This is a genomic window from Yonghaparkia sp. Soil809, assembly GCF_001429705.1.
GTDB lineage: Bacteria > Actinomycetota > Actinomycetes > Actinomycetales > Microbacteriaceae > Microcella.
In genome coordinates, this window is the sequence record NZ_LMSV01000002.1 from 412,119 (window position 1) to 433,530 (window position 21,412).

The window sequence follows — 21,412 nt, forward strand, 5'->3', positions numbered from 1 at the left end:
GGAGCACCACCGAGGTGTCCATCAGCGCTGTTCCGCAGTCGGGATTCGCCGAGGCGGGTGCCGACCTGGAACTGGTCGGCATCACCAAGCGGTTCCCCGGCTTCACCGCCATCGAGGACCTGGATCTGCGCATCCCCGCCGGATCGTTCTTCGCCCTGCTCGGCCCCTCCGGCTGCGGTAAGACGACGACCCTGCGGCTCATCGCCGGTCTGGAGGAGCCCACCGCCGGGCGGATCCTCATCGGCGGGAAGGACGTTACGGCGACGAAGGCCTTCCAGCGCCCCGTCAACACGGTGTTCCAGAGCTACGCGCTGTTCCCGCACATGACGATCATCGAGAACGTCGCGTTCGGGCTGAAGAGGCGCAAGATGGCGAATGCGGATGCTCTGGCTCACGAGGCGCTGCGTCTCGTGGAGCTCGACCACGTGTCGTCCCGTAAGCCCTCCCAGCTCTCGGGCGGTCAGCAGCAGCGCGTGGCGCTCGCCCGCGCGATCGTGAACCGTCCTGCGCTGCTGCTGCTCGATGAGCCCCTCGGCGCTCTGGATCTGAAGCTGCGCCGCCAGATGCAGATCGAGCTCAAGGGAATCCAGGACACCGTCGGGCTCACCTTCCTCCACGTGACGCACGACCAGGAGGAGGCCATGACTATGGCCGACACCGTCGCCGTCATGAACAAGGGCGTCATCGAGCAGATGGGCGCGCCGCAGGAGCTCTACGAGCTGCCGCGCACGGCCTTCGTGGCGACCTTCCTCGGTCAGTCGAACATCATGTCGGGCCAGGTCGTCAGCGCGACCGGCTCGTCGATGGTCGTCGATGTCGCGGGCAACCGCGTCGAGGTTCCCCGCGACCGCGCCTCGCGCCACTCGGGCGAGGTCGCGATCGGCGTCCGCCCGGAGAAGGTGACCCTGCACGCCACCGAACCAGCGCGCGATTCCGGCCGTAACATGGTCGGCCCCGGGCGCATCACCGACGTGTCGTTCAGCGGAGTCAGCACGCAGTACGAGGTGAGCTCGCCCGTTTTCGGCCTCTTCACCGTGTTCGCGCAGAACACGAGCATCTCCCGCATGCACCGCGACGGCGACCAGGTCTGGATGACCTGGGACGTCGGGCACACCTTCGGGCTCGCGGACGAGCCCTCGGAGCTTCCCGCGCACCGGTTCGACGACGACACCGACACGAGCATGATCGCGACGCAGCGCCGCGAGCAGCTCGAGGCGGAGCTGGAGGGGGCCTGACCCATGGCCTTCGGCGCATTCGCGACCGCCACGACGGCGGCCGAGCCGGTAGCCCGCAGGAAGAGCCCGATCGCTCTTCTGCTCCTGCTGCCCGGGCTCCTCTACCTCGGACTCTTCTTCCTCGTCCCGCTGTTCTCGCTCGTCATCACGAGCCTTCAGCAGCCCGACCCGGTGCTGTTCGGCCAGTTCGAGAACGCCTTCCGCTGGGAGAACTACGTCACCGTTCTCGAGCAGTACTGGCCGCAGACGATCCGGGCGTTCGGATTCGCCGCGCTCGCGACGCTCTTCGCCCTGCTGATCGGGTTCCCGCTCGCCTACTTCGTCGGCATCACGCTGCGTCGCTGGCCGCTCCTGCAGGCGCTCGCGCTCGTCCTCGTCATCGCCCCGTTCTTCATCTCGTTCCTGCTGCGCACCATCGCGTGGAAGCAGCTGTTCTCGGACGAGGGCCCGATCGTCGGCTTCCTGCAGGCGCTCGCGATCCTTCCGGGGGATGCCGCGATCACGGGCTCGGCGTTCGCGGTCGTCTTCGGCCTCACCTACAACTTCATCCCCTTCATGACGCTGCCGATCTACACCTCCCTCGAGCGGCTGGACCTGCGCTATGTGGAGGCGGGCGGCGACCTGTACGCGAGCCCCCGGTCGACGTTCTTCCGCGTGACGCTGCCGCTCGCGGCCCCCGGCATCATGTCGGGAACGCTGCTGACGTTCATCCCCGCCGCGGGCGACTACGTGAACGCGAGCCGCGAGTTCCTCGGCTCCACCGATACGGCCATGATCGGCAACGTCATCGAGGCGAACTTCCTGGTGCTGCAGAACTTCCCGGCCGCCGCCGCGCTCTCCCTCGTGCTGATGGCCGCGATCCTGATCCTGGTGAGCGCGTATGTGAAGCGCAGCGGAACGGAGGACCTGCTGTGAGAGGCTTCGGGAAGTACGCGATCTGGATCTACTCGATCATGGCGCTCGTGTTCCTGATGGTGCCCATCGTCTACACGATCGTGTTCTCGTTCAACGACTCGCGCCGCACCAACATCGTCTGGCGCGGCTTCACCCTCGACAACTGGCTCAACGTCTGCGACGCGCAGGGAGTCTGCGAGGCCTTCGGCAACAGCATCCTCATCGGCGTCGTGGCGACGGTGCTCGCCACGACCCTGGGAACGATGATCGCGATCGCGCTCGTGCGCTACCGCTTCCGGTTCCGCTCCGCCACGACGCTCCTGCTGTTCCTGCCGATGGCGACCCCGGAGGTCGTCCTCGGCGCGGGACTCGCCGCGCAGTTCCTGCAGGCCGGCGTCGGCAAGGGCATCGGCACGATCATCCTCGCCCACACGATGTTCTGCATCAGCTTCGTGGTCGTCACGGTGCGTGCGCGGGTCGCGAGCCTGGACCCGGCGCTGGAGGAGGCGGGGCGCGATCTGTACGCGTCCCCCCGCGAGGTGTTCTGGCGGATCACCTTCCCCCTGCTGCTGCCGGGCATCATCGCCGCCGCGCTGCTGTCGTTCGCCCTGAGCTTCGACGACTTCATCATCACGAACTTCAACCGCGGCGCCGACGTCACCTTCCCGTCGTACATCTACACGGCCGCCGCCCGCGGGATCCCGGCCGAGGCGAACGTCATCGCCTCGGGCGTCTTCCTGCTCGCGATCGCGCTCGTGCTGATCTCGCAGTTCTCCGCGGCTGCGCGCCGACGGAAGCTCGCGAAGACGTCCTAGCTGGGCACGGCGCCGAGCCCGGCCTCAGCCGTCGAGGGTCACGCGGAGCGCACCGACGACCTCGTCGCCACCGAGCACCGGCTCGACGATCGCGGCGAGCACCTCGGCGGCCGCGTCGGCGTCGACGAGGCCCTCGTCGACCAGGAGGGCGAGCGCGACCGGCGTGGTCGCGCGCATCGAGCCGTCGAGCACCTTCACGGCCACGGCGACTCCTGACCGGGTGCCGATGACGACGAGCCCCTCCGCGCCGATCTTGGCGAGCACACCGAGCCGCTCGATGGCGAGGGTGTTGGCGCGACCCGGGCCGTCGATCGCCCACGGCTCGGCGGCGATCGCGCGCATCAGGCGGGCGGCGTCCGGGGTGCTCCCGGCGGAGACCCGGGCGATGCCGCGCGCGAGGGCCGCGAGCGAGGTGGCGTGCAGGGGAGCGGCGCACCCGTCGATGCTGGAGAGCCGGACGGGCTCGCCCGTCCACTCCTCGATCGTCGAGCGGATGCGCTGCTGCAGCGGGTGGGCCGGATCGAGGTACGTCGCGGCATCGGCGCCGAGCGCATCGCTCGCGCGCAGGAATCCGGCATGCTTGCCCGAGCAGTTCATCGTCGTGCGGGAGGGGCCGAGGCCGGCGGCGCGGCGGTCGGCGCGCGCGCCGGCGCCGAGGGGCCACTGAGCCGGGCACTGCAGAGCGGAGGCGTCGCGCCCGTCGGCCGCGAGCATCCGCTCGATGACGGCGACGTGCGCGGGCGAGCCGCAGTGCGAGGCGGTCGCGAGCACGAGCTCGTCGTCGGCGAAGCGCGCGCCCGTGCCGAGCACGGCGATCGACTGCAGGGGCTTCAGGGTCGAGCGGGGGTACACGGTGGCGCGGATGTCGCCGACGGCCCGCAGCACGCGGCCCTCGGCGTCGACGAGCGCGGCGGCCCCCAGGTGCCGCGACTCGACGAGGCCGGACCGCTCGATGACCGCGAGCTCGACCGAGCCGGCCGCGGTCAGCGCGCCGTGCCCGCGACCTGCGCCGTCGCTGCGGGCGCTCACGCCTCCGAGAGCGCGGCGTCGAGCACCGAGACCGCCTCGCGCAGCAGCTCGTCGGTGATCACGAGCGGGGGCAGGAAGCGGATCACGTTGCCGTAGGTCCCGGCGGTGAGCACGAGCACGCCGTTCTGCGCCGCGGCCGCGGCCACGCGCGACACCGTCGCGGCGTCGGGCTCGTGCGTCTCGGGGTCGACGAACTCGATCGCGATCATCGCGCCGATCCCGCGCACGTCGCCGATGACGGGGTGCTTGGCCTGGAGCTCGCGCAGCAGCGGTACGAGGGTGCCCTCGATGCGCGCCGCCTCGTGGAGGAGCCCGCGCTGCTCGATCTGCTCGAAGACGGCGATCGCCGCGGCGCACGCGACGGGGTTGCCGCCGTACGTGCCGCCGAGCCCGCCCGCGTGCGCGGAGTCCATGATCTCGGCGCGGCCGACGACGCCCGCGAGGACCATGCCGCCCGCGATGCCCTTGGCCGTGGTGATCATGTCGGGGACGAGTCCGAAGTGCTCGCTCGCGTACCAGGCGCCCGTGCGCGCGACCCCGGACTGCACCTCGTCGGCGACGAAGACGATGCCGTTGGCGGTGCACCACTCCTGCAGCGCGAGCAGGTAGCCCTCGGCGGGGACGATGAACCCGCCCTCGCCCTGGATGGGCTCGGCGACGAGGCACGCGAGGTCCTGAGCGCCGACGCGCTTCTCGAGGTACGAGATCGTGCGCTTGGCGGCCTCGGCGCCCGAGAGGCCGTCGTGGAAGGGGTAGGAGTTCGGCGCGTGGTAGACGTCGCCCGCGAAGGGCCCGAAGCCGAGGTTGTACGGCATGGCCTTGAAGTTCATGGCCATGGTGAGGTTGGTGCGGCCGTGGTAGCCGTGGTCGAGCACCGCGACGCCGTTGCGGCCCGTGTGCTTGCGCGCGATCTTCACCGCGTTCTCGAGCGCCTCGGCGCCGGAGTTCACGAGCACGACCTTCTTCGCGTGGTCACCGGGGGTGTGCTGCACGAGCAGCTCGGCGACGCGCACGTACGGCTCGTACGGGGTGACGGTGAAGAGCGTGTGGGTGACCTTGGCGACCTGCTCCTGGACGGCCGCGACGACCGCGTCGTTCGTGTGCCCCACGCCCATGACGCCGATGCCGCCGCCGAGGTCGATGAAGTGGTTGCCGTCGACGTCGACGACGATCGCGTCGTGCGCGCGGTCGATGTAGACGGGGAGGGTCGTGCCGACGCCGCCGGAGACGACCTCGAGGCGGCGCGCGTGCAGTGCCTGCGACTTGGGGCCGGGAACGGCGGTGACGATGCGGCGCTCCTGGGCGACCTCGTGCTCGCTCATGGCGCTCGGAACGGAGGCGGAGAGGGTGTCAGTCATGGTGGGATGAGTGTACTCCCGGGTCCTCCGCCCGGGCCGGAAGGCGGAACGATCATGAGCGCTCACCACGGCTACGCCGTCCGCATCGAGTGGACGGGCAACAGGGGCGAGGGCACGGCCTCGTACCGGGCCTACGGGCGCGACCACCGCATCCTCGCCGACGGCAAGAACCACGCGATCGACGGGTCGAGCGATCGCACCTTCCACGGCGACGCCGAGCGCTGGAACCCCGAGGAGCTCGTGATCGCCGCCCTCGCCCAGTGCCACATGCTCAGCTACCTGCACGTCGCCTCGGCGAACGGGCTCGTCGTCGTCGACTACTCCGACGACGCGACGGGAACCCTCGAGACCGTCGGCGACGGCGGCCGGCTCACCGAGGCGACGCTGCGGCCGATCGTGACGCTCGCGGCGCATCACACGAGGGCGGATGCGGACCGGGCAGGCGCGCTCCACGAGAGGGCGAGCGAGCTGTGCTTCATCGCGAACTCGGTGAGCTTCCCCGTGCACCACGAGGTGAGCATCCTCATCGCGAGCGCGTAGAGGCGGGGGAGCCGCCGCCGGGGGCAGAGCCGCCGCTCGGAGCCCGCACCAAGGCCGGCCGTGGGAGGATGGGGACTTCGTGCCCGCTGACGCAAAGGACTCTCTCGTGCGCCGCACCTCCGCTCTTCTGCTCTCCCTCGGTCTGGTGGCGACGCTCGCCGCCTGCACCCCCGCCGCGGAGGACTCCACCGCCGACCGCGCCAACGAGGCCTGCGAGCCCGCCGCCTCGGGCGCCTCCTCCGAGGCCATCACGGTCGCCGGCGACTTCGAGACTCAGCCCGAGATCTCCTTCGAGGGCCCCCTGGAGCCGGAGGAGACCGAGCGCACCGTCGTCATCGAGGGCGACGGCGCGGCGGTCGCCGAGGGCGACACCGTCAACGTCAACTACACGATCCTCAACGGCGGCACCGCCGAGCAGATCGAGACCACGTTCGAGGCCGGCCAGACGGTCCAGGTGCTCGTCGACAGCGAGTCCGAGCTGCTCTCCGGCCTGTCGAAGTCGCTCGTCTGCGCCACTGAGGGTTCGCGCGTCGTCGGCGTCATCCCGCCCGCCGACGCGTTCGGCGCCGAGGGCCAGCCCCAGTTCGGGCTGGAGGCCGAGCAGTCGCTCGTATTCGTCGCTGACGTCGTCTCGATCGCCCCGAAGCAGCTCGAGCGCGCCGAGGGCAGCGCAGAGGACCCACCCGAGGGCTTCCCGGCCGTCGAGCTCGCGGAGAACGGCGCGCCGACCGTGACGATCCCCGACGAGGAGCCGCCGGCCGAGTTCCAGCTCGCGACGCTCATCCAGGGCGACGGCGAGGAGGTCGGCGCGGACGACACCGTGACCGTCCACTACACCGGCATCAACTGGAACACCGGCGAGATCTTCGACTCGAGCTGGGAGCGCGGCCAGCCCGCATCCTTCCCGACCAGCGGCGTGATCCCCGGCTTCCGCGACGCGCTCGTCGGCCAGCTCGTCGGCTCGCAGGTCATCGCGATCATCCCGCCCGAGCTCGGCTACGGCCCGCAGGGCGGCACGCCCGACGGATCGATCGGCGCGGAGGACACGATCGTCTTCGTCGTCGACATCCTCGCTACGAGCTAGCGGCGACGGATGCCCGGCGCGCGTCGGGCAGGATGGTGACCATGCGCGACGTCATCATCCTCGGCTCCACCGGCTCGATCGGCGTCCAGGCGCTCGAGGTCATCGCCGCGAACCCCGATCGCTTCCGCGTGGTCGGGCTCGCGGCGGGTCGCAACCGCGAGCTCGTGGAGGCCCAGGCGCGCGCCCACTCCGTGGAGCACGTCGCCCTCGGCGCCGAGGCCGCGGCCGAGCTCGTGCGGGACGTGCACTGCGATGTCGTGCTCAACGGCATCACCGGGTCGGTCGGTCTCGCGCCGACGCTCGCGGCGCTGCAGGCGGGGCGCATCCTCGCCCTCGCCAACAAGGAGAGCCTCATCGTCGGCGGTTCGCTCGTGACGAGCCTCGCCGCGCCCGGCCAGATCGTGCCGGTCGACAGCGAGCACTCCGCGATCGCGCAGGCGCTGCTCGCGGGCGAGCACCACGAGGTGCGGCGTCTGGTGCTGACGGCGAGCGGCGGGCCCTTCCGCGGCCGCTCGCGCGCCTCGCTCGAGGGCGTCACGCCCGCCGAGGCGCTCGCGCACCCCACGTGGGACATGGGGAAGGTCATCACGACGAACTCCTCGACGCTCGTCAACAAGGGGCTCGAGGTCATCGAGGCGCACCTGCTTTTCGACGTGCCCTTCGACCGCATCGACGTCACGGTGCACCCGCAGTCGATCGTCCACTCGATGGTCGAGTTCGTCGACGGGTCGACGATCGCGCAGTGCTCGCCGCCCGACATGCGCCTGCCGATCTCGCTCGGCCTCGACTGGCCGCATCGGGTGGTCGGCGTCGGCGCGCCCCTCGACTGGACGACCGCGAGCACCTGGACCTTCGAGCCGCTCGACGAGGAGGCGTTCCCGGCGGTGGCGCTCGCGAAGAGCGTCGGCGTCGCGGGCGCGACCTTCCCCGCCGTGTTCAACGCGGCCAACGAGCAGGCCGTCCACGCGTTCCACGATCGCGCGGTGAGCTACCTGGGCATCCTGGACGTCGTGCGGGCGGTGGTCGACCGGCACGAGCCGCAGCCCATGACGCTGCAGGGCGTGCTGGAGGCGGAGCGCTGGGCGCGGGCCGAGGCCGACGCGCTCATCGCGAGCGGCGCGTTCGCCCCGTAGCCTCAGCCGCTCGGCTTGCCCCGGTCGTCCGGCGGGCCGGGTTCGCCGGGGTTGCCGCGACCGTTGCCGTTGCCGGTGCCCGTGCCCGTGCTCCCGGAGGTGCCGCCGTCGGTCGTCGCGCCCGTGCCGACCGTCGTGCCGCCCGTCGTCCCGCCGATCGTCCCGGATCCGGCGTCGACGGGCTCGGGGGTCGGAGTCGGCTCGCGCGTGGCCTCGGCCTCCTGCTGGATGGCGACCTCGAGGTCCGAGCGCACGAGCCCGATGGCGACCATGATCGCGTCGTACCGGGCGCTGCTGAGCTCTCCCCGCGCGAACGCGGCGATCGTGGCGGCCTCGAGCTCGTCGAGCGATCCCGCGGCCGCGGCGTAGTCGGCGATGCTCGCGGCCTCGGAGATCTCCAGGACGACGGACTGCAGCTCGTTCGCCGCTCTGGGCGTGTAGACCCGCTCCGGCTCGTCCGAGGCGCAGCCGGCGAGGCCGATCGCGAGCGCGAGGATGACCGCGGCTCCGGCTCTCATCGCGCCACCAGTCTCTGCAGGAGCTCCAGGTGGTTCCCGAGGGATCCGTCCACACCGGGGTAATCGGGCTCGACGGTCTCGACCGGGTCCGTCTGCTCGACGGTCAGGAGCAGCGGGAGGCCGACGGAGAGCGCGGCGGCGATGACCCCGACGGCGGTGTAGAGCAGGAGGGCGCGGCGCCCCCGGCTGGGTGCGCCGCGGTAGTCGTCACGGCCGCGAAGACGGACGCGACGGGACTGCGCCGTCGCGATGGTCGGGTCGACCGCGAGGGCCTGCTCGATCGTGAGGCTCGTCCCGACGGCGGCGCCCGCGCCGTGCTCGTCATCGATGGCGACCGGGGAGGGGGACGCGGCGGTCGCGGTCGCCGTCGGTCCGGTGCGGACCCCGTGAGCGGCGGATGCCCGGCCGAGGCGTCGCAGGCGCTTGACCACCTCGTCCGCCGTGGGGCGGTCGCCGGCCTCGCGAGCGACGCAGGCGGCGAGGATGCCGTGCCACTCCGGCGGCACCGATTCGGGGATCGCGGGGGAGCGGTGGAGTCGCGCGGCGAGCGCCTCGATGCCGGTGCCAGGGAAGGCCCGCTCGCCCGTGAGCGCTTCGAGCATGACGAGCCCGAGGGAGTAGACGTCGCTCGCCGGGCCGACATCCGCACCGAGAGCCTGCTCGGGGCTGAGGTAGTTGGCCGTGCCGATGACGGAGCCCTCGCTCGTCTGCCGCGTGCTGTCGATGATGCGCGCGATGCCGAAGTCCGTGAGCTTGGCGACGGGGAGGCTGCCGTGGCTGCGCTCGCCGGGGAGGAGGATGTTCGCGGGCGTCACGTCGCGGTGGACGACGCCGTGGCCGTGCACGTAGGCGAGCGCATCGGCGATCGAGCGCCCGAGCAGCCGGACCGCGTCGGGGTCGAGCCGTCCCTGGCGCAGCCGCTGGCGGAGGTCGGGGCCGTCGACGTGCTCGAGGACGATCACGCCGTCGCCGTCGGAGCTCTCGAAGGCGTCGTACAGCGTGACGAGGCCGGGGTGGCTGAGGCCGGCGAGCACGCCGATCTCGGCGCTCTGCCGATCGAAGTCGCCGCGCGCTGTGCTCACGAAGAGCTTGAGGGCGACGGTGCGCCCGAGAGCGGTGTCGGTGGCGGCGTAGACGCTCGACATCCCACCGCGACCGATGAGCCGCTCGACGCGGTAGCGCTCGCCGACGACGCGCCCGACCCGAGGGTCGAGCGCACCGCCGTGGATCGCCTCGATCGTCATCAGTGCTCACGGTATCCCCGGACGGCCGGGACGCCTCATCGCGGAGTGGGGGTTGCGCTCGCCTCCGCGCGCCGGTACAAGCAGTGCGAGCGCCCGGTCACGGCGCCGATCGGGCGATCGCCCGCGACGACCCGTCAGTCGTCCTTCTTGCCTCGCTTGTCGCCGTTGCCGCTGTTCTCCTCGGCCTGACGGGCGGCCTCCTCGGCGGCGGCCTGCTCCGCGGCCGCCTGCTCCGCGGCTGCCTGCTCCGCCGCGCGCTCCGCTTCGGCGACGGCCGCGTCGATGTCGGCCCGCACGAGGGCGAGCGCGGACATGATGGCGTCGAAGCGCTCCTGCGTGATCTCGCCGCGCGCGAGGGCGGTGCTCGCCGACGCCTCGAGCTCGAGCAGTCGCGTCGTGGTCGTCGCCCAGTCGCCGGCGGCCGAGGCGTCGCTCACTGCGAGCACGTGCTGCTGGAGGCGCTCGGCGGTCGCCGGGTCGTAGGCCGGGGCCTGCGCGCAGCCGGCGAGCAGCGCCAGCACGATCGCCCCGGCGCCGAGGGCTTCGCCGAGTCGGCGTCTCACGGGGCCACGCTCCGCTGCAGCTGCTCGAGGTGCTCGCCCAGTGCGCCGTCGACGGCGGGGTACTCGGGAGCCGCGGGCGGCGCGTCGGCCGCCGCGAGCCCGGCGAGCGCCGTCGATGCGCCGTAGCCGACGAGCACGAGCACGAGGGCGGCCAGGATCGTCGCCGCGACGGCGAGGGGCCGCGTCCGGAGCTGCTCCCAGCGCGAGGCGAGCCCGTTCTCGTGACGAGCGGGGATGCTCGTGGCGGGCGCGCTCGCAGCGCCGTCGGCGGGCGCGTGCGCGGCGGTCATCGCGGCGGTGGGCTCGTCGACGGACGAGCGCGGCGCCGAGCTCGGGGCGTCGATCGCGGCCGCGCCGGGGGAGCCGAGCACAGCATCCGCCCCCATCGCCTCGGTGGCCTCGGTCGGAACGGCGGGCAGCACGCGCGTCGCGTCGAGCGACTCGTCGACGGGCCGGAAGGCGGGGATGCTCGCGATCGCCCGCAGACGCTCCGCGGCCTCGCGAGCGGTCGGCCGATCGTCGGGCTCGCGCGCGGTCATCGCGCGGATGAGGCCGGCCCACTCGGGGCTCATGTCGGGCGGGAGGAAGGGATCGCGCGCGAGCCGGGCGGCGGCCGATTCCACGCCGGTTCCCGGGAAGGTCCGCTCGCCCGTGAGCGCCTCGAGCAGGACGAGTCCGAGCGAGTAGACGTCGCTCGCCGGGCCGACCTCGCCGCCGACGGCCTGCTCGGGGCTGAGGTAGTGCGCCGTTCCGAGGACGGCGCCCGTGGCGGTGACGCGGGTCTCGTCGACGAGCCGGGCGATGCCGAAGTCGGCGAGCTTGGCGCGCGGCGCGGTGTCGGTGCCGTCGTGGGCGGGCACGAGGATGTTGCCCGGCTTGACGTCGCGGTGCACGATGCCCCGATCGTGGCTGTACGAGAGGGCGTCGGCGACGGCGGCGCCGATCACGGCCACCTCCTCGCTCGGGAGCGGACCCTCATCCATCGTCAGGCGCAGATCGTCGCCCTGCACGAGCTCGAGCACGAGCACGGCGCCGCCGTCCTCCGTGGTCGAGGCGTCGAAGAGCGTCACGAGGCCCGGGTGGTTGAGCGAGGCCAGCAGCGCGACCTCCGCCTCGTGGCGGCGCATGTCGTCGCCGTCGGCGAGCTCGGGCTTGAAGATCTTCAGCGCGACGCGGCGAGGCAGCTGCTGGTCGGCGGCCTCGTAGACGGTCGCCATGCCGCCGCGGCCGATGAGCCTCTCGACCAGGTACCGCTCGGCGACGAGGGTGCCCACGCGCTCGTCCGTCGGCTGCGCCACCTGCTCGGCCTGCTCTACCCCCGTCACGGAGACCGATCGTACTCCGAGCGCCGAGCGCCCGTCAGGGCTCCGCTCAGCCGCGACTCAGGGCCGGGGCGGTGCCGCGGCGCTACAGTGGCGCCGTGGAGCCCGTTCTGCTGTACATCCTCGGCGTGCTCGTCGTCGTCGTCGGGCTCGTCGTCTCGATCGCGCTGCACGAGCTCGGGCACTTCGTGCCCGCGAAGCTCTTCGGCGTGCGGGTCGGCCAGTTCATGATCGGCTTCGGCCGCACGATCGTCTCGTGGCGCCGCGGCGACACCGAGTACGGGGTCAAGTGGATCCCGCTCGGCGGCTACATCTCCATGGCCGGCATGTACCCGCCCGTCGAGTCCGGCGGTCGAGCCCGCACCGCCTCGACCGGCTTCTTCCAGACCCTCGTGCAGGACGCCCGCTCGGCCTCCGCCGACACGATCGTCGAGGGGGAGGAGCACCGAACCTTCTACCGGCTCCCCGTCTGGCAGCGCGTTGTCATCATGCTCGGCGGCCCCCTCATGAACCTCGTGATCGCGGTCCTGCTGTACGCCGTCCTCCTGGTCGGCTTCGGCATCCCGCAGCCCTCCACGACGCTCGGCAGCGTGTCCCAGTGCGTCCTCCCCGCGACGAGCGAGCGCCAGGAGTGCGAGTCGGGCGACCCCGCGGCCCCGGGCGCCGAGGCGGGGCTGCTGCCGGGCGACCGCATCGTCGCGATCGACGGGACGAGCATCCGCGAGTGGGCCGACGTCACCGCTCTCGTCCGTCCCGCGGCCGGCGACGCCCTGCCCGTCGTGATCGAGCGCGATGGCGCCGAGCGGACCGTCACGATCACGCCGCTGCTGACCGAGCGCTACGCGTTCGACGCCGAGGGCGAGATCGTCGAGGGGCCCGACGGCGAGCTGCTGACCGAGGAGGTCGGCTTCGTCGGCATCGCGCCCGCGTACGAGACGGTGCAGCAGCCGGTGGGCGAGGTGCTGCCCGCGGTCGGCGACAACGTCTCCGCCGTCGTCGGAATCATCCTGAACCTCCCGCAGCGGATGGTCGACGTCGCCGAAGCGGCGTTCGGCCCCGAGGAGCGCGACCCGAACGGCCCCATCAGCGTGGTCGGGGTGGGCCGCATCGCGGGCGAGATCGCGAGCCTGGACTCGACCCCGGTCGCCGAGCGCGTGGCGAGCCTCATAGGCCTCCTCGCCTCGCTCAACGTCGCGCTGTTCGTCTTCAACCTGATCCCGCTCATGCCGCTCGACGGCGGTCACATCGCCGGCGCCCTGTGGGAGGGGCTGCGCCGCGCGTTCGCGAGGCTCACCCGGCGCCCCGACCCGGGGCCGATCGACACGGCGAAGCTCGTGCCGTTCACGCTCGCGGTCGTCGTCGTGCTCGGCGCGATGAGCGCTCTGCTCATCTACGCCGACATCGTCAAGCCGGTCTCGCTCTTCTAGTCGAGAGGGCGGATGCTCGCCGCGCGCCTCACACCCGCTCGAGCAGGATCGCCTCGCCCTGCCCGCCCCCGCCGCACAGGGCGATCGCGGCGCGGCGCGCCCGCCCCGCCGCGACCGAGTGGGCGGCGTGGACGGTGAGCCGGGCCCCGGAGGCGCCGATCGGGTGGCCGAGCGCGATGGCGCCGCCGTCGGGGTTGACGACCGCGAGGTCGAGGTCGAGATCGCGCGCCGACTGCAGCGACACCGCCGCGAAGGCCTCGTTGATCTCGACGTGGTCGAGCTCGTCGGCCCGCCATCCGCCTCGCTCGAGCGCCCGGGCGATCGCCCGCGCGGGCTGACCGTGGAGGGAGTTGTCGGGGCCGGCGACCTGCCCGTAGTCGACGACGCGCGCGAGAACCGGCGCCCCCTGCTCGCGCGCCCACGCCGCGCGGGCGAGCACAAGGGCCGCGGCGCCGTCGCTCAGCGGCGAGGCGTTGCCGGCCGTGATCGTGCCGTTCGCGGAGAAGGCCGGCCGCAGCCGGGCGAGCGAGTCGACGGTGCTGTCGGCGCGCACCCCCTCGTCGTCGATGACGGTCGTCGCCCCGCCGCGCCCGGGAACCTCGATGGGGGCGAGCTCGGCCGCGAAGCGCCCGGCGTCGCGCGCCGCGGCGGCGCGCTGGTGCGAGGCGGCGGCGATCTCGTCCTGCTCCGCGCGCGTGATGCCGAGCGCACCGACGTGCCGCTCGGTGCTCTCGCCCATCGAGATGCCGTCGGTGGTGTCGGTGAGGCCGTCGTGCGCGACGGAGTCGAGCGCGCTCACGGTCCCGTAGGCCCAGCCCAGGCGGCTGCCGGGCAGCAGGTGCGGGGCGTTGGTCATCGACTCCTGGCCGCCGGCGACGACGACGTCCGCGTCACCGAGGCGGAGCATCCGCACCGCATCGACGACGGCGACGGCGCCCGACAGGCAGACCTTGTTGAGCGTCATCGCGGGCACCGACCAGGGGATGCCCGCCGCGAGCGCCGACTGGCGAGCCGGGTTCTGCCCCGCTCCCGCCTGCAGCACCTGCCCCATGAGCACATGACTCACCGCCTCGGGCGAGAGACCGGACTCGGCGAGGGCCGCGGCGATGGCCGTCGCCCCGAGCTGCACGGCCGTCAGCGGGGCGAGGGCGCCGCGCGCGCGACCCTGGGGGGTGCGGGCTGCGCCGATGATGACGATGTCGTCCGACATGGGGAGGGCTCCTTCGCGCTCGTCCGCGCGCCTCGTGAGGGCTCGTGCGGATACGAACGACAGTAGCGCCGTCGGGTGGGTAGGGTGCTGGTGCCGAGTCGATCTGTGAGCGGCAACGGGGCCGCTCCGTCGTCGACTCGGGAAGGGACGAGGGTCGTGTCCATCGACAAGACCGTCGGATCGGCTCACGAGGCCGTCGCCGACATTCCGAGCGGGTCCAGCATCGCCGTCGGCGGGTTCGGGCTCTGCGGCATCCCGATGGTGCTCATCCAGGCGCTGCTCCATCAGGGCGCCGATGAGCTCAGCATCGTGAGCAACAACTGCGGCGTCGACGACTGGGGGCTCGGCGTCCTGCTCGCGGCGCGCCGCATCCGGAAGATGACCTCCTCGTACGTGGGGGAGAACAAGGAGTTCGAGCGGCAGTTCCTCTCCGGCGAGCTCGAGGTCGAGCTCACGCCGCAGGGCACGCTCGCCGAGAAGCTGCGGGCCGGCGGCTCGGGCGTCGCGGCGTTCTTCACGCAGACCGGCGTCGGCACGCCCGTCGCCGAGGGGGGCCTGCCGCAGCGGTACGCGCCGGACGGCACGGTCGCGCTCGCCTCGGCGCCGAAGGAGGTGCGCCTGCTGCCGTACCGCGGCGCCGAGCGCGAGTTCGTGCTCGAGGAGGCCATCACGACCGACTTCGCGCTCGTCCACGCCGCCGTCGCCGACCGCCACGGCAACCTCGTCTTCGAGAAGTCGGCGCGCAACTTCTCGCCGCTCGCGGCGATGGCCGGCGGCGTCTGCATCGCCCAGGTCGAGAGGCTCGTCGAGCCCGGCGAGCTCGACCCCGATGCGGTGCACCTGCCGGGCGTCTTCGTCGACCGCGTCGTGGTCGTCGGCCCCGACATCGAGAAGCGCATCGAGCGTCGCACCGTGCGTCGACCGGACGGGGAGTGACATGGCGCTCACGAGAGAGCAGATGGCCGCGCGCGCCGCGCGCGAGCTCGCCGACGGCTCGTACGTCAACCTCGGCATCGGGCTGCCGACCCTCATCCCGAACGTCATGCCGTCGGGCGTGAGCGTCATCCTGCAGTCCGAGAACGGCATCCTCGGCGTCGGACCGTACCCGGGCGAGGATGCCGTGGACCCGGATCTCATCAACGCCGGGAAGGAGACCGTCACGATCGATCCCGGCGCCGCGTTCTTCGACTCGGCGCTGAGCTTCGGCATGATCCGCAGCGGCGCGATCGACGCGGCCGTGCTGGGGGCCATGCAGGTCTCGCAGTCCGGCGACCTCGCCAACTGGATGATCCCGGGGAAGATGGTCAAGGGTCCGGGCGGCGCGATGGATCTCGTGCACGGCGCGCGCCGGGTGATCGTCCTCATGGAGCACGTCGCGAAGGACGGCTCGGCGAAGATCGTCCGCGAGTGCTCGCTGCCGCTCACGGGGCGCGGGGTCGTCGACCGCATCATCACCGATCTCGCCGTGATCGACGTCACGCCCGACGGCCTCGTGCTCGTGGAGTGCGCTCCGGGGGTGAGCGCGGAGGAGGTGCGAGCCGCGACCGAGCCCGAGCTCCTGCTCAGCCCCGTGCTCTAGTCTGAGCCTGTCCCTGAGGGGCGCCGCGCGCGCCCGTGCTCCACCGGAAAGTCGAGTCGCCGTGCCTGCTGTCAATCTCGGAATGCCCAAGGTTCCCGAGGTGCTCGCTCCTCGCCGGAAGACCCGCCAGATCAAGGTCGGCAAGGTCATGGTCGGCAGCGACCACCCGGTGAGCGTGCAGTCGATGACGACGACGCCCACGACTGACATCAACGGCACCCTCCAGCAGATCGCCGAGCTCACCGCGACCGGCTGCGACATCGTGCGCGTCGCTGTGCCCAGCCAGGACGACGCCGATGTGCTGCACATCATCGCCAAGAAGAGCCAGATCCCGGTGATCGCCGACATCCACTTCCAGCCGAAGTACGTCTACCAGGCCATCGACGCCGGCTGCGCCGCGGTCCGCGTGAACCCCGGCAACATCCGCAAGTTCGACGACCAGGTCGGCGAGATCGCGCGTCGGGCGAAGGAGGCGGGGGTGAGCATCCGCATCGGGGTGAACGCCGGCTCGCTCGACCCGCGCCTGCTGCAGAAGTACGGCAAGCCGACCGCCGAGGCCCTCGTCGAGAGCGCCGTGTGGGAGGCGAGCCTGTTCGAGGAGCACGACTTCCACGACTTCAAGATCTCGGTCAAGCACAACGACCCGATCGTCATGGTCAAGGCCTACCGCCAGCTCGCCGAGCGCGGCGACTGGCCGCTCCACCTCGGCGTCACCGAGGCCGGCCCCGCCTTCCAGGGCACGATCAAGAGCGCGACCGCCTTCGGCATCCTGCTCGGCGAGGGCATCGGCGACACGATCCGCGTCTCGCTCTCCGCCCCTCCCGCCGAGGAGGTCAAGGTGGGCCTCAAGATCCTCGAGAGCCTCAACCTGCGCGAGCGCAAGCTCGAGATCGTCTCGTGCCCCTCGTGCGGTCGCGCCCAGGTCGACGTCTACACCCTCGCGGAGGACGTCACGAAGGGCCTCGAGGGCATGACCGTGCCCCTTCGCGTCGCCGTCATGGGCTGCGTCGTGAACGGCCCCGGCGAGGCGCGCGAGGCCGACCTCGGCGTCGCCTCCGGCAACGGCAAGGGCCAGATCTTCGTCAAGGGCGAGGTCATCAAGACCGTGCCCGAGAGCGAGATCGTCGCGACGCTCATCGAGGAGGCCAACCGCCTCGCCGCGTCGATGCCCGCGGGCGCCGCCGGCGAGCCCGAGGTCGTCACGGCCTGATCCGGCCGCCCGCGCACCTCTCGCGCGGGGCTGTCCCCTTGATGGGGGACTGAACCGCGCACCCGCGCGGTCACTACAGTGGGGACATCGGCCGGGGGGCCGTTCTGACTACGACGCCGGGGGGGGNCGCTGCGCGCACTCTCGCGCGACGGGAAGGGCCTGCGAGCGACCCAAGCCCCCCTTGCCGTCGCTCGCAGGCCTGTTTCATTGTGCCCTGCGCGCTGCCGATCCCCTCGAACGGGGGGTGCCGTGTCGGATGCCCGTCCCGCGCACGAACTAGGCTGAACGGGTGCCCACCCGCCTCTCCCAGCTCTTCGTCCGCACGCTCCGCGACGACCCCTCCGACGCCGAGGTCGCGAGCCACCGGCTGCTCGTCCGCGCCGGCTACATCCGTCGTCAGGCGCCCGGCGTCTTCGCCTGGCTGCCCCTCGGCCTGAGGGTCCGGCGCCGCGTCGAGGAGGTCATCCGCGAGGAGATGGCGGCGATCGGCGCGCAGGAGGTGCTGTTCCCGGCGCTCCTTCCCCGCGAGCCCTACGAGGCGACCGGGCGCTGGGAGGAGTACGGAGACGGCATCTTCCGTCTGAAGGACCGCAAGGGCGCCGACTACCTCCTGGCGCCGACGCACGAGGAGGTCTTCACGCTGCTGGTGAAGGACCTCTACTCCTCGTACAAGGACCTCCCGCTGTCGATCTACCAGATCCAGGACAAGTACCGCGACGAGGCGCGACCCCGGGCGGGCCTCCTGCGCGGCCGCGAGTTCTCGATGAAGGACGCCTACTCGTTCGACTACACCGACGCCGGGCTCGACGTCTCGTACCAGGCTCAGCGCGACGCCTACGAGCGCATCTTCCAGCGTCTCGGACTCGAGTACGTCATCGTGCACGCCGACGCCGGCGCCATGGGCGGCTCGCGCAGCGAGGAGTTCCTGCACCCCACGCCGATCGGCGAGGACACCTTCGTGCGGACCGACGGCGGCTACGCCGCGAACGTCGAGGCGTACCGCTCGCCCGCTCCCGAGTCGCGCCCGGTCGACGGCCTGCCCGACGCCGAGATCGTCGACTCGCCCGACACCCCGACGATCGCGACGCTCGTGGCCCTGCTCAACGAGCGGCACGCGCGCGAGGACCGCGCGTGGGAGGCCGCGGACACGCTCAAGAACGTCGTCCTGCGGCTCACGCACCTGAGCGGCGAGACCGAGCTCGTCATCGTCGGCCTTCCCGGCGACCGCGACGTCGATCTGAAGCGCGCCGAGGTGGCCTTCGCGCCCGCGGCCGTCGACCCCGCGACCGACGAGGACTTCGCGAAGCATCGCGGCCTGGTCAAGGGCTACATCGGGCCCTGGTCGGCCGAGGGCCCGGTTCTCGGCGAGACCTCCAGCACGGGCATCCGCTTCTTCGTCGACCCCCGCGTCGTCGACGGCACGGCGTGGGTCACGGGGGCGAACCTGCCCGAGAAGCACGTGATCTCGCTCGTCGCGGGGCGCGACTTCGTGGCCGACGGGGTCGCCGACATCGCCGAGGTGCGCGCGGGCGACCCCGCGCCCGACGGCTCGGGCCCGGTCGAGCTCGCGCGCGGTATGGAGATCGGGCACGTGTTCCAGCTCGGCCGCAAGTATGCGGAGGCCCTCGACCTGAAGGTGCTCGACGAGAACGGCAAGCTCGTCACGGTCACGATGGGCTCGTACGGCATCGGCGTCACGCGCATCCTGGCGGCGATCGCGGAGGCCAACCACGACGAGCGCGGGCTCATCTGGCCCCGCGAGGTGGCGCCGTTCGACGTGCACGTCGTCGCGACCGGCAAGGACCCGGTCGTGTTCGAGATCGCTGAGACGCTGACGAGCGAGCTCGAGGGCGCGGGTCTCGATGTGCTGCTGGATGACCGTCCCAAGGTCTCGCCGGGCGTCAAGTTCGGCGACGCGGAGCTGCTCGGCGTGCCGCTCGTGGTCATCGTCGGCCGGACGGCCGCCGAGGGAGTCGTCGAGTTCTGGGACCGCCGCTCGGGCGAGCGCCGAGACCTCGCGATCGCCGACGTGCCGGAGGCGATCCGCACGGCCGGCTGACCGGTTCACCCCGCGTTCACGAGGCGACCACCGACTGGTCGCGCGTGAGCCATCGGGAGGTCGCGACCCTGCGCGAGCGTGGCGGAGCATCCGTCACGAGACCGAGGGGGGTCCGACCATGACCATCAGTGCCGACCGCGAGCAGCGACCGAGCCTGCCGATCGTCGATCACGCGCGGGGCAAGCGCTCACCCGTCACGTGCCGGCTGAAGTGCGCGGACGCGTGCCTCGGGCCGGAGTGCAACACCTCGCAGAACGTCAGCTTCCGCTCGGTCGTGCAGACGGCCTTCAGCCGTCGCGCCCTCCTGGGCGGAGCCGCCGCGGGTGCCCTGGCCATCGCGAGCACGTCGGTCGATCGCCCGGCACCCGCCCTCGCCGCGCCCGCCACGACCGGGCTGCCCTTCGACCCCATCGCGCCCGTCGACGCGAGCGTGGATTCCTTCGTGGTGCCCGCCGGGTACACCTGGGCGCCGCTCATCCGCTGGGGCGACCCCGTGCTCGCCGGCGCGCCGGTGTTCGACCTCGCCGCCCAGTCGCCCGCCGCGCAGGCGATGCAGTTCGGCTACAACAACGACTACCTCGACATCCTCGTCGACGAGGGCGGGCTCACCGGCGTGCTCGTGGCGAACCACGAGTACGTCAACCCCGGGATCATGTTCCCTCCGTCCAGCGACGCCGCCGAGCTGCGCCGCCGCGGCGAGATCTACAAGGCCGCGCAGGGCATGAGCGTCGTCGAGGTCGTGCGTGATGCCCCGGGGGCCCCGTGGCGCACCGTTCCGGGCGGCCGTCGCAACCGCCGCATCACCGTCGAGACGCCGTTCGCGCTGACCGGTCCCGCGGCCGGCTCCGCACTCCTGCGCACCGCGGCCCACCCGGAGGGGCGCACCGTGCTCGGCACGCTCGGCAACTGCGCGGGCGGAACGACCCCGTGGGGCACGGTCCTGTCGGGCGAGGAGAACGTCAATGGCTACTTCTCCGCCCCCGCCGACTCGCCCGAGCGCGCTCGATACGGCTTCGCGCAGCGACCCACGAGCACGGGGTGGGAGACCTGGGACCCGCGCTTCGACGGCACGGCGGCCGGCTTCGAGAACGAGGCCAACCGCTTCGGGTACATCGTCGAGATCGACCCGAGCGACCCGACGTCGACCCCCGTGAAGCACACCGCGATGGGGCGGTTCAAGCACGAGGGCGCGAACGTGACGATCGCCGAGGATGGCCGGGTCGTCGCCTACATGGGCGACGACGAGCGCGGCGACTACCTCTACAAGTTCGTCTCGAAGCACCGCGTCAACCGCGGCCGCGGGCCGGGCGCGCGGCGGGCGAACCTGCGGCTGCTCAGCGAGGGCGACCTGTTCGTCGCGCGGTTCACGGGCGACTCGCCCGCCGCCGAGATCGACGGCTCGGGTCGTCTGCCGCAGGATGGCGCGTTCGACGGCTCGGGGGAGTGGATCGCGCTCACCCGCGACGGTCGCAGCGCTGTGCCGGGGATGACCGTCGAGCAGGTGCTCGTGCACACGCGGCTCGCCGCCGACCTCGTGGGCGCGACGAAGATGGACCGCTGCGAGGACGTGGAGCCGCACCCGACGACCGGTCGCGTGTACATCGCGTGCACCAACAACACCCGCCGTGGCATCGACGCGCCGGTCGACGAGGCCAACCCGCGGCTCGCGAACAGGGATGGCCACGTCATCGAGCTCGTGGAGTCGCACGGGCAGGCCGGTGCGCGGTTCGTCTGGAGCATCCTGCTGCTCTGCGGCGACCCGAGCGGCGCCGCCCTGACGTACTTCGCCGGATTCCCGCCCGCGATGGTCTCGCCGATCTCGTGCCCCGACAACGTCGCCTTCGATTCCGAGGGCAACCTCTGGATCTCGACCGACGGCGCCCCGAGCACGATCCGCAAGAACGACGGGCTCTTCAAGGTGCCGCTCGAGGGGCCGGACCGCGGCCGGGTGCAGCAGTTCCTGTCGGTGCCGAGGGATGCCGAGACGTGCGGGCCCGTGATCCGCGCCCAGGAGGGCATGGTGCTCGTCGCCGTGCAGCACCCGGGCGAGGACGGCACGGTGGACGCCCCGACCTCGCTCTTCCCGGACTACGGCTCGACCGAACCCGGTGCGGTGCGGGCGCCGCGGCCCTCGGTCGTCCAGGTCTGGCGCGACTGAGGAGGCCCCCCGCAGCGGCCGCGGGAGGCGGTGC

Annotated in this window: 19 protein-coding genes; 12 read left to right on the plus strand and 7 right to left on the minus strand. The window is 72.3% G+C overall.

Going from position 1 to position 21,412, the window contains the following annotated elements:
• Positions 1–20: 20 nt before the first annotated feature.
• Genes ASG83_RS09515 through ASG83_RS09525 form a run of 3 tightly spaced genes read left to right on the plus strand, consistent with a single transcriptional unit; the run spans position 21 to position 2,944 of the window.
• Positions 21–1,235 (plus strand): ABC transporter ATP-binding protein, encoded by a 1,215-nt coding sequence (locus tag ASG83_RS09515; RefSeq protein ID WP_055862034.1) that lies wholly within the window; start codon positions 21–23, stop codon positions 1,233–1,235.
• A 3-nt stretch (positions 1,236–1,238) separates the two neighbouring features.
• Positions 1,239–2,150 carry an ABC transporter permease gene (locus ASG83_RS09520; RefSeq protein WP_055860460.1) on the plus strand — a complete coding sequence of 304 codons (912 nt, stop codon included), beginning with the start codon at positions 1,239–1,241 and terminating at the stop codon, positions 2,148–2,150.
• Positions 2,151–2,188: 38 nt separating this feature from the next.
• Positions 2,189–2,944 carry an ABC transporter permease gene (locus tag ASG83_RS09525; RefSeq protein ID WP_055862036.1) on the plus strand — a complete coding sequence of 252 codons (756 nt, stop codon included), beginning with the start codon at positions 2,189–2,191 and terminating at the stop codon, positions 2,942–2,944.
• A gap of 24 nt (positions 2,945–2,968) precedes the next feature.
• Here ASG83_RS09525 and ASG83_RS09530 read toward each other — a convergent pair whose 3' ends face one another.
• The gene (locus ASG83_RS09530; RefSeq protein WP_235460161.1) at positions 2,969–3,973 is read right to left on the minus strand and encodes an asparaginase; all 1,005 of its coding nucleotides are present in this window, start codon (positions 3,971–3,973) and stop codon (positions 2,969–2,971) included.
• A complete protein-coding gene (gene gabT / locus ASG83_RS09535; protein ID WP_055860463.1) occupies positions 3,970–5,331 on the minus strand; it encodes a 4-aminobutyrate--2-oxoglutarate transaminase in 1,362 nt (453 codons plus the stop codon). The genes ASG83_RS09530 and gabT overlap by 4 nt, the downstream gene beginning before the upstream one ends.
• A 54-nt stretch (positions 5,332–5,385) precedes the next feature.
• Here gabT and ASG83_RS09540 point away from each other — a divergent pair, with 54 nt between their 5' ends.
• The 3 genes from ASG83_RS09540 to dxr all read left to right on the plus strand — a co-directional run bounded on the left by ASG83_RS09540 (position 5,386) and on the right by dxr (position 8,088).
• Positions 5,386–5,871, plus strand: coding sequence for an OsmC family protein (locus ASG83_RS09540; protein ID WP_055860466.1), 486 nt, complete (start codon positions 5,386–5,388; stop codon positions 5,869–5,871).
• 79 nt (positions 5,872–5,950) lie between these two features.
• Complete coding sequence (locus tag ASG83_RS09545; RefSeq protein ID WP_235460163.1) at positions 5,951–6,955, plus strand: FKBP-type peptidyl-prolyl cis-trans isomerase; 1,005 nt, start codon at positions 5,951–5,953, stop codon at positions 6,953–6,955.
• Between the two features lie 41 nt (positions 6,956–6,996).
• Entirely contained in the window at positions 6,997–8,088 is a 1,092-nt protein-coding gene (dxr, locus tag ASG83_RS09550) for a 1-deoxy-D-xylulose-5-phosphate reductoisomerase (protein ID WP_200959282.1), read from the plus strand.
• 2 nt (positions 8,089–8,090) lie between these two features.
• Here dxr and ASG83_RS12685 read toward each other — a convergent pair whose 3' ends face one another.
• The 4 genes from ASG83_RS12685 to ASG83_RS09570 all read right to left on the minus strand — a co-directional run bounded on the left by ASG83_RS12685 (position 8,091) and on the right by ASG83_RS09570 (position 11,738).
• On the minus strand, positions 8,091–8,606 hold the full coding sequence (locus ASG83_RS12685; RefSeq protein ID WP_055860473.1) for a hypothetical protein: 516 nt from the start codon (positions 8,604–8,606) through the stop codon (positions 8,091–8,093).
• On the minus strand, positions 8,603–9,850 hold the full coding sequence (locus tag ASG83_RS09560; RefSeq protein WP_055860477.1) for a serine/threonine-protein kinase: 1,248 nt from the start codon (positions 9,848–9,850) through the stop codon (positions 8,603–8,605). Before ASG83_RS09560 ends, ASG83_RS12685 begins: the two co-directional genes overlap by 4 nt.
• 134 nt (positions 9,851–9,984) lie before the next feature.
• Positions 9,985–10,413 (minus strand): hypothetical protein, encoded by a 429-nt coding sequence (locus ASG83_RS09565; protein WP_055860480.1) that lies wholly within the window; start codon positions 10,411–10,413, stop codon positions 9,985–9,987.
• Positions 10,410–11,738 carry a serine/threonine-protein kinase gene (locus ASG83_RS09570; RefSeq protein ID WP_055860483.1) on the minus strand — a complete coding sequence of 443 codons (1,329 nt, stop codon included), beginning with the start codon at positions 11,736–11,738 and terminating at the stop codon, positions 10,410–10,412. The genes ASG83_RS09565 and ASG83_RS09570 overlap by 4 nt, the downstream gene beginning before the upstream one ends.
• Before the next feature lie 95 nt (positions 11,739–11,833).
• Between ASG83_RS09570 and ASG83_RS09575 the strand changes: the two genes are divergently transcribed.
• Positions 11,834–13,162, plus strand: a complete 1,329-nt coding sequence (locus tag ASG83_RS09575; RefSeq protein ID WP_055860485.1) for an RIP metalloprotease — start codon at positions 11,834–11,836, stop codon at positions 13,160–13,162.
• A gap of 28 nt (positions 13,163–13,190) precedes the next feature.
• On the opposite strand, the gene ASG83_RS09580 is transcribed toward ASG83_RS09575, so the two are convergent.
• The gene (locus ASG83_RS09580; RefSeq protein ID WP_055860488.1) at positions 13,191–14,372 is read right to left on the minus strand and encodes an acetyl-CoA C-acyltransferase; all 1,182 of its coding nucleotides are present in this window, start codon (positions 14,370–14,372) and stop codon (positions 13,191–13,193) included.
• Between the two features lie 156 nt (positions 14,373–14,528).
• On the opposite strand from ASG83_RS09580, the gene ASG83_RS09585 reads away from it, so the two are divergent.
• From ASG83_RS09585 to ASG83_RS09605, 5 genes are all read left to right on the plus strand, one after another.
• Complete coding sequence (locus tag ASG83_RS09585; protein ID WP_055860491.1) at positions 14,529–15,308, plus strand: CoA transferase subunit A; 780 nt, start codon at positions 14,529–14,531, stop codon at positions 15,306–15,308.
• Position 15,309: 1 nt separating this feature from the next.
• Positions 15,310–15,951, plus strand: a complete 642-nt coding sequence (locus ASG83_RS09590; RefSeq protein WP_055860494.1) for a CoA transferase subunit B — start codon at positions 15,310–15,312, stop codon at positions 15,949–15,951.
• Positions 15,952–16,012: 61 nt separating this feature from the next.
• A complete protein-coding gene (ispG, locus tag ASG83_RS09595) occupies positions 16,013–17,161 on the plus strand; it encodes a flavodoxin-dependent (E)-4-hydroxy-3-methylbut-2-enyl-diphosphate synthase (RefSeq protein ID WP_200959283.1) in 1,149 nt (382 codons plus the stop codon).
• 289 nt (positions 17,162–17,450) lie between these two features.
• Complete coding sequence (locus ASG83_RS09600; RefSeq protein WP_055860500.1) at positions 17,451–19,220, plus strand: proline--tRNA ligase; 1,770 nt, start codon at positions 17,451–17,453, stop codon at positions 19,218–19,220.
• 118 nt (positions 19,221–19,338) lie between these two features.
• Positions 19,339–21,378, plus strand: coding sequence for a PhoX family phosphatase (locus ASG83_RS09605; protein ID WP_055860504.1), 2,040 nt, complete (start codon positions 19,339–19,341; stop codon positions 21,376–21,378).
• The last annotated feature ends 34 nt before the right edge of the window (positions 21,379–21,412 follow it).

What these genes read in the sequence shown, in the direction of transcription:
- ASG83_RS09520 (WP_055860460.1), top strand. Translation starts at nt 1,239, where the DNA reads ATGGCCTTCGGCGCATTCGCGACCGCCACGACGGCGGCCGAGCCGGTA.
- ASG83_RS09525 (WP_055862036.1), top strand. Translation starts at nt 2,189, where the DNA reads ATGGCGCTCGTGTTCCTGATGGTGCCCATCGTCTACACGATCGTGTTC.
- gabT (WP_055860463.1), bottom strand. Translation starts at nt 5,331, where the DNA reads ATGACTGACACCCTCTCCGCCTCCGTTCCGAGCGCCATGAGCGAGCAC.
- ASG83_RS09540 (WP_055860466.1), top strand. Translation starts at nt 5,386, where the DNA reads ATGAGCGCTCACCACGGCTACGCCGTCCGCATCGAGTGGACGGGCAAC.
- dxr (WP_200959282.1), top strand. Translation starts at nt 6,997, where the DNA reads ATGCGCGACGTCATCATCCTCGGCTCCACCGGCTCGATCGGCGTCCAG.
- ASG83_RS12685 (WP_055860473.1), bottom strand. Translation starts at nt 8,606, where the DNA reads ATGAGAGCCGGAGCCGCGGTCATCCTCGCGCTCGCGATCGGCCTCGCC.
- ASG83_RS09560 (WP_055860477.1), bottom strand. Translation starts at nt 9,850, where the DNA reads ATGACGATCGAGGCGATCCACGGCGGTGCGCTCGACCCTCGGGTCGGG.
- ASG83_RS09580 (WP_055860488.1), bottom strand. Translation starts at nt 14,372, where the DNA reads ATGTCGGACGACATCGTCATCATCGGCGCAGCCCGCACCCCCCAGGGT.
- ASG83_RS09590 (WP_055860494.1), top strand. Translation starts at nt 15,310, where the DNA reads ATGGCGCTCACGAGAGAGCAGATGGCCGCGCGCGCCGCGCGCGAGCTC.
- ASG83_RS09605 (WP_055860504.1), top strand. Translation starts at nt 19,339, where the DNA reads ATGACCATCAGTGCCGACCGCGAGCAGCGACCGAGCCTGCCGATCGTC.